Origin of the sequence: Dactylosporangium sp. NPDC048998 (assembly GCF_043197855.1) — a bacterium.
GTDB lineage: Bacteria > Actinomycetota > Actinomycetes > Mycobacteriales > Micromonosporaceae > Dactylosporangium.
Window position 1 is genome coordinate 122,227 of sequence record NZ_JBICTV010000011.1, and the last position, 11,810, is coordinate 134,036.

12 protein-coding genes are annotated in these 11,810 nt (G+C 69.6%); 6 read left to right on the forward strand and 6 right to left on the reverse strand.

Annotated elements, in window-relative coordinates:
- Window positions 1-64: 64 nt before the first annotated feature.
- The 3 genes from ACGFI8_RS25275 to ACGFI8_RS25285 all read right to left on the reverse strand — a co-directional run bounded on the left by ACGFI8_RS25275 (window position 65) and on the right by ACGFI8_RS25285 (window position 3,319).
- On the reverse strand, window positions 65-1,417 hold the full coding sequence (locus ACGFI8_RS25275) for an ABC transporter substrate-binding protein (RefSeq protein ID WP_392808497.1): 1,353 nt from the start codon (window positions 1,415-1,417) through the stop codon (window positions 65-67).
- A 97-nt stretch (window positions 1,418-1,514) separates the two neighbouring features.
- Window positions 1,515-2,408 (reverse strand): nucleoside phosphorylase, encoded by an 894-nt coding sequence (locus tag ACGFI8_RS25280; RefSeq protein ID WP_392808499.1) that lies wholly within the window; start codon window positions 2,406-2,408, stop codon window positions 1,515-1,517.
- The gene (locus ACGFI8_RS25285) at window positions 2,405-3,319 is read right to left on the reverse strand and encodes a carbohydrate kinase family protein (RefSeq protein ID WP_392808500.1); all 915 of its coding nucleotides are present in this window, start codon (window positions 3,317-3,319) and stop codon (window positions 2,405-2,407) included. Before ACGFI8_RS25285 ends, ACGFI8_RS25280 begins: the two co-directional genes overlap by 4 nt.
- Window positions 3,320-3,381: 62 nt before the next feature.
- On the opposite strand from ACGFI8_RS25285, the gene ACGFI8_RS25290 reads away from it, so the two are divergent.
- The 3 genes from ACGFI8_RS25290 to ACGFI8_RS25300 are packed head-to-tail and all read left to right on the forward strand — an operon-like array spanning window position 3,382 to window position 5,593.
- Entirely contained in the window at window positions 3,382-4,326 is a 945-nt protein-coding gene (locus tag ACGFI8_RS25290; RefSeq protein WP_392808501.1) for a nucleoside hydrolase, read from the forward strand.
- Window positions 4,323-5,300 (forward strand): adenosine deaminase, encoded by a 978-nt coding sequence (locus ACGFI8_RS25295; protein ID WP_392808503.1) that lies wholly within the window; start codon window positions 4,323-4,325, stop codon window positions 5,298-5,300. Before ACGFI8_RS25290 ends, ACGFI8_RS25295 begins: the two co-directional genes overlap by 4 nt.
- Complete coding sequence (locus ACGFI8_RS25300; RefSeq protein WP_392808505.1) at window positions 5,297-5,593, forward strand: hypothetical protein; 297 nt, start codon at window positions 5,297-5,299, stop codon at window positions 5,591-5,593. Before ACGFI8_RS25295 ends, ACGFI8_RS25300 begins: the two co-directional genes overlap by 4 nt.
- A 52-nt stretch (window positions 5,594-5,645) precedes the next feature.
- On the opposite strand, the gene ACGFI8_RS25305 is transcribed toward ACGFI8_RS25300, so the two are convergent.
- From ACGFI8_RS25305 to ACGFI8_RS25315, 3 genes are all read right to left on the reverse strand, one after another.
- On the reverse strand, window positions 5,646-7,112 hold the full coding sequence (locus ACGFI8_RS25305) for a glutamate synthase subunit beta (RefSeq protein ID WP_392808506.1): 1,467 nt from the start codon (window positions 7,110-7,112) through the stop codon (window positions 5,646-5,648).
- Window positions 7,113-7,323: 211 nt separating this feature from the next.
- Entirely contained in the window at window positions 7,324-8,064 is a 741-nt protein-coding gene (locus tag ACGFI8_RS25310) for an ABC transporter permease (RefSeq protein WP_392808508.1), read from the reverse strand.
- Window positions 8,061-9,002: an ABC transporter ATP-binding protein gene (locus ACGFI8_RS25315; RefSeq protein WP_392808510.1), complete on the reverse strand. Its 942-nt coding sequence runs from the start codon at window positions 9,000-9,002 to the stop codon at window positions 8,061-8,063. The genes ACGFI8_RS25310 and ACGFI8_RS25315 overlap by 4 nt, the downstream gene beginning before the upstream one ends.
- A 41-nt stretch (window positions 9,003-9,043) precedes the next feature.
- On the opposite strand from ACGFI8_RS25315, the gene ACGFI8_RS25320 reads away from it, so the two are divergent.
- From ACGFI8_RS25320 to ACGFI8_RS25330, 3 genes are all read left to right on the forward strand, one after another.
- Window positions 9,044-9,976 carry an SPFH domain-containing protein gene (locus tag ACGFI8_RS25320; RefSeq protein WP_392808512.1) on the forward strand — a complete coding sequence of 311 codons (933 nt, stop codon included), beginning with the start codon at window positions 9,044-9,046 and terminating at the stop codon, window positions 9,974-9,976.
- A complete protein-coding gene (locus tag ACGFI8_RS25325; protein ID WP_392808513.1) occupies window positions 9,973-10,185 on the forward strand; it encodes a hypothetical protein in 213 nt (70 codons plus the stop codon). The genes ACGFI8_RS25320 and ACGFI8_RS25325 overlap by 4 nt, the downstream gene beginning before the upstream one ends.
- A gap of 255 nt (window positions 10,186-10,440) precedes the next feature.
- Window positions 10,441-11,676, forward strand: a complete 1,236-nt coding sequence (locus tag ACGFI8_RS25330; protein WP_392808514.1) for an RCC1 domain-containing protein — start codon at window positions 10,441-10,443, stop codon at window positions 11,674-11,676.
- Window positions 11,677-11,810 lie beyond the last annotated feature (134 nt).

The window sequence follows — 11,810 nt, forward strand, 5'->3', positions numbered from 1 at the left end:
TAACTGCTGCTGCTCGCTGGAGCGGGATGGGGCGCCTGGTTGGGGGTCAAGCGCCCCATCTCTGCTAACGGGACGGTTGCGGAAGTGGGGGCACCAGCTTCTTCTTGAGTTCGTCCTGGAAGGTGCTGTCGACCTTTCGAAGGAAGTCCTGCGCGGACTCCTGGCCGAGCCACACCGAGTCCACGTTCGTGAACGCCTCGGCGGTGGCGGGCGGGAAGAAGGTCCCGGCGAAGAAGCCATAGTGACCGTCGTTGACGCCCTGGATGGTGTTCTTGATGGAGGTGACGAAAGGCTTCGACAGACCCGTGTAGTCATTGGGGTCGAGATCGAAGTTCTTGAGCGGGACCGCCCAGTAGCCGGGCCAGGTCTTGTTCATCTCTTTCGCGAACTTGTCGCTCATCATGTAGTCGATGAGCTCGGCAGCGCCGTCCTTGTTCTCGGACGCCGCGTTGATCGACAGTGACGCGGTCGTGCCAAGCGTGTAGTAGGGCGTGGGCAAATCCGGGTTCACGGTCGGGAACGGGATGTACCCGAGGTCACCGGTGTTGCCGGCCTTGTCGTTGAAGTACGTGTTGGCGAACTGGAACGCGAGGCTGGGGCCGATGAAGAACGGCGCCTTCTGCTTCGACAGCAGTTGCATCGACGTGTCGAAGTTCAGCGTCGAGTAGTCCTTACCGCCCAGGTAGCCGTTCTGGTAGAACTTCGCCGAGTCCTCGACGGCCTTGACGATCGCGGGGTCGGTCCACGGGATGGTGCCTTGCAGCGCGTCATAGATTGTCTTGCCGCCGGCGTCGATGGTGAGGAACTGGCTGATGTAGTTCTGGTTGACCGGCTTCCAGCCCTGGTTGCCGGTGACCGAGGCGTAGAGGCCCTGGTCCTTTGCCTTGTTCATGATCGAGGTCAGTTGGTCGTACGTGCTCGGCGGCTGGACCCCGAGCTGGTCGAGCACCTTCTTGTTGTAGAAGATGCCGATGTCCTCGATCGAGTTGGGCAGCGAGTAAAGCTTGCCGTTGACCGTGCCCGACTGGTACATCGGAGCAAGGATCCGGTCCTCCCAGCCGTACTTCGTCGCGTATGGGGTCATGTCGGCGAGCTTGCCCTGAACGGCGTAGGCCGAGGCGAACGCCGGACCGGAGCCGTAGACGACGTCCGGGCCCTTGTTGGCGGCCAGGGCGACCTGGATGTTCTTGTCCACGGCATTGTTGAACGTGACCGTCAGCTTGTACTTGTCCTGGCTTTTTTCGAAGCCGTCGACGAGCACCGTCTTCAGGGTCTCCTGGTTCGCCGGCGGGGCGCCCCAGAACCAGAACTGCAGCGTCTGGCGTCCGCCTGAGCCTGTCGCGCCGGAGCACCCGGCCAAGGCGAGGGCTGCCGCGGCCACGATCGCGGTGACCGCGATCAGCCTCTTCTTCTTCATAGGAGGTCCTTGCTGTCGGGGAGTCATCGGGCAGCTCAGCCTCACCGACGCCCCATTGGTTAGGTTGTGATGACCGTAATACCAATGCCAGGGGGTGTCAACGCATCCCGAGCCAGCGAACGCTGCCGCGGTTCGCGGTCTGCTCGTCCATGGCAGCGAGTTCGACGAGGCCCTCGAGAGCGATGTCCATGCTCGAGTGGTGGCCCGCGCCGGCCTGGAACGGCTTGTTGGCCATGACGTTGTCGGCGACGGAGCACACGGAGCCGCCGCGTTTGCCGAACAGGGCCGCGAGCGTGACGACCGCGGCGGATTCGCGGTCGCCGTTGAGGATGCCCGCGCGAGCCCAGGTGTCGAAGATGTCCATGTGCCACGGCTGGAAGTAGCCGCCGACACCGGGACGGCCGACGCCCACGAAGTCGCTGTCGCTGGAGCGGGTGACTCCGACGTGATACGGCTGGCCGAGCCTCTCGGCCGCGCGCGACATGGCGACGACGACCTCGTAGGAGCTGACAGCCGGATACGAAGCGGGTATGTAGGCGCGGGTCATGCCCTCGTCGCGCACGACGCCTGAGCTGACGACGACGTCGCCGGGTTCGACCTTCGGGTGGATGCCGCCGGAGCCGCCGACGCGGATGAAGGTGTCGGCCTCGGTGAACTCGAGCAGCTCGTGCAGGATGAGCTCCGCTTCGGGTGATCCGCTGCCGCCCGACACGGTGGTGATCGCAACGCCCTTGTAGGTGCCGGTCCAGGTGGTGAACATGCCGGACCGCCCGATCTGCTCAGCGACGTCCATGCGGCGCGCCAGCTGCGTCGCGGGGTCGTCGTCGTAGGCGCAGAGCGGGTCGCGCACGGCGAGAAGGACGTACCGAGCGATCTTGGCGGGGTCGAACTGGCCGAGGGCGGGGCGCCCCTCGATGAGGAGTCCACGCTTTGGCACGTTGCCCGCGTACTTGTAGCTGTCATAGAGAGCGGACGAGTCCCAGTCGGTCATGCCGATGCCTTTCTGGTGGTGGTGAGGGTTCGGGCCGCGGCGGCGACCGCGGCTCGCGCGGCGTCGTCGACGGCGGCGGTACCGGTGCTCGACACCACGACTGCCGCGGCTGCGGCGGCGATGCGGGCAGCGGCTTCGAGGTCGCCGGTGGCGGCGTAACCGGTGATGAAGGCACCGGAGTAGCTGTTGCCGCCTCCGGTCGGGTCGACGAGCTCGACAGGGAGGGCCGGCACGTCGATCCGTTCGCGCCCCTCCATGACCAGCGATCCGCGATCGCCGCAGCGGAGAATGACGATGGGCGCGATGGCCGCGAGAGCGCCGGGTAGGTCATCGATGTCGCGTCCGAGGAGCTCGCGCGCTTCCGTGAGGTTGATGGAGAGCACGTCGATCGTGGCGGCGAGTTCGCGGACGCGGGTCAAGTGCTGCGGCAGGCACGAGTCTCGGGAGATCTCCCAGAGGATCGGCGCGCTGACGGTGCGTCGCCAGCGAGTGAGCTCGTCCCAGTACGGCTCCTCGTGGGCGTGGAACAGATAGACGCCGGCGAGGTTCCCGCTGGGTTCGGGAATGTGGCGCGGCAGCGGCGTGTGGGCGTCGAAATGCGCCATGCCGAAGACGGGGGTCTCGATCCGCTCGCCGTCCTCGAAGTAGTCGATGCGGGTCCGGGGGCTGCGCTGGTCGACCTCGAACAGTCCGCGCGGGTCGATGCCGCGCGATCGCGCCCAAGTCGCGATCATCGGCTGGTCCGCGCGGCCGACGCCGGAGACGATCAGCGACTGCTCGGCCGGGCCCGCGAGGCTTGCCCCGACTGCGGCGTAGGCGCCGGCGCCGCCGATCTGCTCGAGGGGCTGATCCTCTCCGGGACGGTGGATTTCGTCCATGACGACGTGGGACAGGATCGTGATCTTCTTCACTGCGGCCTCCTGGTTCTGTGGTTATGATATCAGGACCCTTTAATGCGCAAGATGGAGCCTGCATGACCGACGTGCTGATCGACACCGACCCAGGCATGGATGACGCCATCGCTATCGCCGTGGCGCACAAGTCGCCGGCCTTGACGATTCGCGCGATCACGGCCGTCACGGGGAACCTTCCCTCCGACCGGACCGCCTCGAACGCCCGCAAGGTGCTGGACCTCCTCAGCGCGCCCGAGATCCCGGTGGCACAGGGCCCGCTGGTTCCGTCTGCCGGCGACTACCCCGTCGACCCGTTCTCGCATGGGGCGGACGGTCTGGCGGAGTCGCACCTCCCAGAGTCGACACGCGAGCTGGACTCGCGCACCGCCGCCCAGCTCATCGTTGACACCGTGAACGCCTATCCGGGCATCACGATCCTGGGGCTCGGGCCCATGACGAACGTCGCCGCGGCGCTCGAGATCGACCCGGACCTACCCGCCAAGGTTGGCCGGCTCATCATCATTGGCGGGTCCTTCGGCGCTACCCCATACGCGTGGTCCCAGGCGACGGGGGCGAACCCGGTCAGCGAGTGGAACGTGTTCGTCGACCCCGAGGCGGCCAAGCGTGTTTTCCACGCCGGGTTCGAGCTACTCGCCGTCGGTCTCGACGTCGGCACGCATCCGGAGATCAACTTCCGGCCCGGCGACCTCGACCAGCTCCGCGCCTCCGACCGGCCTGAGGCCGAGTTCGCGACCCGCGTCGTCGATTTCGTGAACGGGCGCGGTTACCAGTCCTACTGCTCGCTGATCGACAGCACCGCGGTCGCTGCCGCGATCGACCCGACCCTTCTCGAGACGGACGTGGTCCTGTGCGATATCGCGCTCGCCGACGGTCTGACCCGCGGGATGACTGTCGTCGATCGCCGCAACCACCACGCGTGGACGGACATGCCGCGGATCCGCATCGCGACCGGCATGGACTTCGGCCGCTTCCTCGACCTCGTCACCGCGGAGCTCGTGCGATGAGCCGCCCATTCTGCGAGCTGCACCTCCACATCGAGGGGACGCTTGAGCCCGTCACGATCTTCGAGCTCGCTCGCCATCAGGGGGTGACGCTGCCCTACACGGACGAGGACGACCTCGCCCGCCGCTACCAGTTCACAGACCTCCAGTCGTTCCTTCACCTCTATTACGACAACATGCGGGTCCTCCGTGGAGAGGACGACTTCTTCACCATGGCGTGGGCATACTTCCTCCGCGCGCAGATCGCGGGCGTCGCGCACGTCGAACTCTTCGTCGACCCGCAGGCTCACTCGACGCGGGGCGTCGCCGAGAAAACGGTGCTTCGCGGGATCCAGCGCGCGATGGATCGTGCGCGCGAGTCCCTCGGCATCTCGAGCTCGATCGTCGTCTGTGTCCTGCGGGACCAGCCCGTCGACTCGGCCCGCGCGATGCTCGAGACGATCCTCGCCTCCGGGATCGAGGTCATCGGCCTCGGATTGGACTCCGCCGAAGTCGGCAACCCGCCGTCGAAGTTCGCGTCCGTGTTCGCCGACGCCCGCGACGCCGGTCTTCACGTCGTCGCCCACGCCGGCGAGGAGGGACCCGCCGACTACGTGTGGCAGGCGCTCGACATTCTCGGCGCCGAGCGGATCGACCACGGCATCCGCGCCCTCGACGACGCGGCGCTTGTGCGTCGCCTGGTCGAGGATCAAATCCCCCTGACGGTGTGCCCGCTGTCGAACGTCCGCCTCAAGGTCGTGCAGAACGTTGACGAGGTCCCGATCCGCCGCATGCTCGACAAGGGCCTCAGGGTCACGATCAACTCCGACGACCCGGCCTACTTCGGCGGCTACCTCGACGACAACCTGCGCAGCATCCAGACTGCGTTTTCGCTCACCGACGCCGACCTCGACCAGTTGTGCGCCAACTCGATCGCCGCCTCGTTCCTCGCCGACACGGAGAAGGACCGGCTGCGACAGCAGCTTGTCAGCCGATGACGAACGTCGTCCTCCAGACCATCGGATGGATCGGCAGCGCCCTGCTGGTGGTCTCGCTTCTGCAGTCGCGGATGCTCACGTTGCGGTTCCTGAACCTCATCGCCGCCGTCGTCCTCGTGGGCTACAACGCGGCGTTGCTGGTCTGGCCGATGGTGGCGATGAACGTTGCCGTCGCCATCATCGATATTGGCCACCTCATCGCGATCGGCCGCCGCAGGCGCCGCGCGACGGCGGCGGACGAGGTCTCCCCCATCGCGTCGAGGACTTCCTTGACGAGCCGCGGGCGGCCTTGAAGGACCGCAGCTTGCGCCGCTGCCGGTACGGATGACGATACTGGCGCCGGGCCTACCTTGCGCTGAGCGGCATCGAGGCCGGGGTGACCGGGGCCGGCAGACGTCCACCGCCGCCCAGGTACTGGTGGACCGCCGCGGCGACCGAGCGGCCCTCCGCGATCGCCCAGACGATCAACGACGGTCCCCGACGGGCGTCGCCGGCCACGAAGACGCCCGGCGCCTCGGTCTGCCAGTCGCCGTCGGCGTCGATCGTGCCGCGCCCGTTGCGGGTGAGCTTCGCCTGGGCCAGGTGCGGTCCGGGCTGCGTACCGGCGAATCCGATCGCCAGCAGAGCCAGGTCGGCCGGCACCTCGCGGACGGTGCCCTCAACCTCGCTCAGCGTGAAGCCGGGGCCGACGAGGACGTCCACCAGCTCGACCGCGCGCAGCCGGCCCTCGTCGTCGCCGAGGAAGCGGCGCACCGCGCAGCCGAAGTTGCGCTCGCCGCCCTCCTCGTGCGCCGAGCCGCTGCGCAGCATGGTCGGCCAGGTCGGCCAGGGGTCGCGGCCGCCGTCCCGCTGCGGCGGAGGCAGCGGTGCCACCTCCACCAACTGCACGCTGGCCGCGCCCTGCCGGTGCGCGGTGCCGAGGCAGTCCGCGGCCGTGTCGCCGCCGCCCACGACGATGACGTTCAGGCCGGCCGCGTCGATCGGCGGTGCGTCCAGCGAGCCGGCGACGACCCGGTTCGCACCCTCCAGGTACACCATCGCCTGGTGAATGCCGTTGAGCTCGCGGCCGGGAGTGGTCGGCACGTCGCGCGGGTCGAGGGCGCCGCAGGCCAGGACGACGGCGTCGTGCCGCTCCCGCAGCTCGGCCAGCGAGACGTCGACGCCGACCTCACAGCCGGTGACGAACTCCACTCCCTCGGCGGCGAGCTGAGCGGCCCGCCCGTCGATGTGGCGCTTCTCCAGCTTGAAGTCGGGGATGCCGTAGCGGAGCAGGCCGCCGACGGCGTCGCTGCGCTCGTACACGGTCGTCGCGTGTCCGGCCCGCGCCAGCTGCTGCGCGGCGGCCAGACCGGCCGGCCCGGAGCCGACCACGGCCACGCTGCGACCGGAGCGCGTCGCGATCGTGAAGGGCCGCAGCGGCCCGCCATCGGTGAGGCGGTTGATGATCTCGACCTCTACCTGCTTGATCGTGACCGGGTCGTCACCGATGCCGAGGACGCAGGCCGCCTCGCACGGGGCCGGACAGAGCCGCCCGGTGAACTCGGGGAAGTTGTTCGTGGCGTGCAACCTCTCCGCGGCACGCTCCCAGTCGCCGACGCGCACCAGGTCGTTCCAGTCCGGGATCAGGTTGCCCAGCGGGCAGGCGTTGTGGCAGTACGGGACGCCACAGTTCATGCACCGGCTGGACTGCTCGTGGATCACCTGTTCGTCGACGCGCTGGTACACGTCGCGCCAGTCGGCGACCCGCTCGGGCACCGGGCGCAGCAGCGGCAACTGCCGACGGTACTTCATGAATCCCATCGGATCAGGCATGACTGGCCTCCGTTGCCTGGCGGTGCATCCGGATCGCGACAGGACAACGTTGTCCCGAAATGTGAGACGATCGTCCCACTGCCGTAGAAGGCACCCTAACCGAACCGCCCGGGTGTCTCACAAGGGCCAGAAAAGCCAAGTGCGCCACATCCGCCACGGCGGGTCGGCCACAATGACCTCGCCGCGGCCCGGTTTGGTGTACTCCGGGTGCTCAGGCCTGCCGGCCGGTGACCAGCCGCTCCCGGTCGAACAGGGCCGACACCAGCCGCCAGGCGGCCAGGTCGATCACGAGCAGGCCGGCGGCGAGGCCGAGCGCGACCGGGAGGGTGTAGGGGATGACGCCGAACGCCATGAGCACGGTCAGGACCAGCGGCGGCAAGCTGGTCAGGATGGTCAGCTGCTGGGCGGTCCGCACGTCGCCGGCCCGGGTGGAGATGGCGATACCGGCCCAGATCGACCAGTTGGCCAGCAGCGGGGTGAACAGCACCTGGACGAGGACGTGCTCGCCCTGGAACACCGCCGCGCGCATGCCCTCGTGGGCGAACAGCGCGGCGCAGACCAGGAACATGCCGTACATCGCGTAGGCGATGACGAGCGTCGGCGCCAGGGCGGCGAACGCCTTGCCCAGCAGCAGCTCCTCCCGGCGCACCGGCGTGGTCAGCACCGGCTCGAGCGTGCCCTGCTCCCGCTCACCGACCACCGAGTACGCGGCGAGGGTGGCCGGCACGACGGTCGGGACGAGCAGCAGGTACAGCAGCGAGACGCCCAGCCGCGCCGTCACCTCGGGGCCGGTCGCGTCGATCGGCACGCTGAACAGCTGGATCGTGGGCAGCGCGACGAAGATCAGGGGCAGCACGCCCATGGTCCAGATGACCGTGCGGTTGCGCCGGTAGTCGCGCAGTTCCTTGCGGAAGACGGCAAAGGTGTGGGTCGCGCTGATGGCTGTGCTCATGACCTGCCCGCCGGTTCGTTGTTGTCGATCAGCTGGAGGTAGATGTCCTCCAGCGAGTGCTGCGCGGGCGTGATGGACAGCACGTCCGCCTCCGCCGCGACCAGCGCCCGGGTGACCGCGGGCGCGGCGACGGCCAGGTCCGACACGGCCAGCGCGTAGCCGGCGGTGCCGTCGGCGCGCCAGCCGTCGACCGCGGGCAGGCCGGCGAAGACCCGCTCCGGGTCCGGCAGCGGCGCGGCGGTCGTGACGGTCAGCGCCTTGCTGAACACCCGGTCGCGCAGCTCGTCGGTGCGCCCGACGGTGCGCAGCGTGGTCTGCATGATCGCGACGCGGTCGCAGAGCCGCTCGGCCTCGGCCAGCCGGTGCGTGGTCAGGAAGATCGTCACGCCCTGCCGGCGCAGGCCGTCGATCAGGTCGTGCACGTCGCGGGCGGCGACCGGGTCAAGGCCGGAGGTGGGCTCGTCGAGGAACAGCACCTCGGGCTCGTTCAGCAGGGCGCGGGCCAGGCCGACGCGCTGGCGCAGCCCCTTGGACAGCGCGCCGCACCGCTCGCCGGCCCGGTCGGCGAGGCTCACCGCGGCGAGCGCCGCCGCGATGCGGTCCCGGGGCCGTTTCAGGCCGTAGAGGCCGGCGAAGTACTCGAGGTTCTCGGCGACGGAGAGCCGCAGGTAGAGGCCCGGAGCCTCGGGCATGATGGCGATGCGGCGGCGGATCTCCGGGCCGTTGGCCGGCTCCAGCGGGATCCCGGCGACGCTGGCCGTTCCCGACGACGGGGCGATCAGCGTGCCGAGGATCCGCACGGTGGTGGTCTTGCCGGCGCCGTTGGGCCCGAGGAAGCCGAACACCTCGCCCCGGTCGACGGTGAACGACACGTCGGCGACCGCGGACCGGTCGCCGAAGCGCTTGCTGAGGTGGCTGACCTGGACCGCTGCGCTCATGAAAAAACTGATATCAGTTATGTGTGGTACCGTCAAACCCCATGGACACCGCGCCGTCCGCCGCCGAGCCGGGCGACCATCCGCAGGAGCGGACCGTCGCCGGCGCGCCGGGCCGGCCCGTGCTCGCCGGCTGCGGCGCCGCGCTCGCCGCCGGGATCGCGGCGCTGGACACGGGGCTCCGCCCGGCCGTGGCCGGCCACGGCGGCGCCGTGGGACGGGCCGGCCTGCTGGCCCTCTCGGTGCTGCTGGTCGTCGCCGGGATCACGACCCTGCGCGGCCTGGTCGCGGTGGCGCCCGGGGAGGCGGTCGTGGTCCAGCTCTTCGGCGGCTATCTCGGCACCGTCCGCCGGCCCGGGCTGCGCTGGATCCGCCCGTGGGCCGCCCGCCGCCGGGTGTCCGTGAAGATCCGCACGTTCCAGACGCCGCCGGCCAAGGTCAACGACGCGGACGGCAACCCGATCGAGATCTCCGTCGTGACCACGTGGCAGGTGACCGACACCGCCCGGGCGGTCTTCGCCGTCGACGACGTGACCGCGTTCGTGCGCACCCAGGTCGAGGTCGCGGCCCGGCAGACCGCGATGAGTTACCCGTACGACGACCACGGCTCTGGCAAGGCGTGCCTGCGCGCCAGCGCACCGGAGATCTCGGCCATCCTGGCCGCCGACATCGCCGAGCGGGTCGCCCCGGCCGGCGTCCGCGTGCTGGAGACCCGGATCTCCCGGCTCAGCTACGCACCGGAGATCGCGCACGCAATGCTGCGCCGCCAGCAGGCCGAGGCCGTGGTCGCGGCCCGGCTGCGCATCGTCGAGGGCGCGGTCGGCATGGTCGAGGGCGCGCTGGCCCGCCTCGCCACCGACGGCGTCGTGGACTTCGACGAGGACCGCAAGGCGGCGATGGTCAGCAACATGCTCGTGGTCCTGTGCAGCGACCACGCCACCCAGCCCGTCGTCAACACCGGCACCATCTACCAGTGACCTCACCTCGCAAGCAGATCGTCCTGCGACTGGACCCGGCCGTGCACGACGCGCTCGCCCGCTGGGCGGCCGACGAGCTGCGCAGCACCAACGGCCAGATCGAGTTCCTGCTGCGCAAGGCGCTCGCCGAGGCTCGGCGGCTGCCCGACCGGGTGGCGCCGATCCGCCGGCCCGGCCGCCCCCGCAAGGAGCCGGCCGACGAGCGCTAGGAGACCGCTGAACAATCCCGGTTTGGTGTGGCGGTCTGGTCAGAAGTGACGGCGAGTCATTGATTGGCCGCTGTAACTTTCCGGGCACGGTCCAGGCCGGCGGCGGCGCGGCGCCGGCGGCGTTGCCCTCCGCGGCCGGGCGATCGTAGCGTCGCCCGGCGCGACCTCACGGAAGAACCGATGGGTCGCTGGCGACCTGGCAGGGCAATGCCGCCACCACTGTTCAGGCACCGACGTCGTTGGGGGACACAGCACATGAGTGAATGTCAGGATGGATGGCTGCGGGACCGATGGCAGCGTTCGGCGAGAACTGTCGCCGCCACGGCGGCGATGTCCGTGGCAAGCGTCGTGCTCGCCCTTGGAACCATGGTCGGCCAGGCTGCCGCAGGCGTCAGTCCCGCCGAGCGTGGCTCGCTGAACGCCGCGTTGGCCGCCCCGGCGGTCTCCAGCGTCGCCGCGGGCTACGCCCATACCTGTGCGATCCGTACCGACGCAACGCTGTGGTGCTGGGGCAGCAACTACAGCGGCGAGCTCGGTGACGGCACCACCACGAGCCGGACCACCCCCGTACGTGTCGGCACCGCCACCACCTGGGCCGGCATCGAGGCCGGCAGCAGTCACACGTGCGCGGTACAGACCGATCGAACGCTGTGGTGCTGGGGCAGCAACCTCAGAGGCCAGCTCGGTGACGGCAGCACCACGAACCGGACCACCCCCGTACGGGTCGGCAACGCCACCACCTGGGCCAGCGTCAGCGCCGGCGACAGTCACACCTGCGCTGTCCGGACCGACGGCACGCTGTGGTGCTGGGGCTTCAACCGCCTTGGGCAACTGGGTCTCGGTTCCTCCGTCTACTACTTGGTCGCCCCGGCACAGGTTGGCACGGCGACCAACTGGGTGGGCGTCACGACCGGCTTCGCGCACACCTGCGCAACCCGCGCCGACGGCACCCTGTGGTGCTGGGGTGACAGCTCGTCCGGACAGCTCGGCCTCGGCAGTCTGAGCTACGCGACCACTCCGGCGCAGGTCGGCACCGCAACCACGTGGACCGGCGTAACCGCCGGATACACGCACACCTGCGCGGTCCGCACCGACCGGACGCTGTGGTGCTGGGGTGACAACGGGTACGGACAGCTCGGCGTCAACACCACGTACCAGACCACACCGACCCAGGTCGGCAACATCAGCACCTGGACCGGCGTCAACGCGGGCTTCGACACGTCGTGCGCGGTCCGCACCGACGGCAGCCTCTGGTGCTGGGGCAACAACGCGACAGGACAGTTGGGCGACGGCACCACGACCAACCGGTACGCCCCGACCCGCGTCGGCACCGCGACCACCTGGACCAGCGGCCTGGTCGCCGGCTACCACACCTGCGCGGTCCGCACCGACGGCAGCCTGTGGTGCTGGGGCAACAACGCGAACGCGCAGCTCGGCGACGGCACCACCACCCAACGGTCGACCCCGGCGCAGGTGACCCTTCCGAGCTGACCGCTGTGACTTCCGGGTCGGGCCCAGGCCGGCGGCCGCGCGGGGCCGGCGGCATTACCCGGCCCGGGCGGGCGCCCGTCGCGTCGCCCGGTGTGAAGTTCACGGATCGCCGTACACGGCGAGCGCATCGCGGT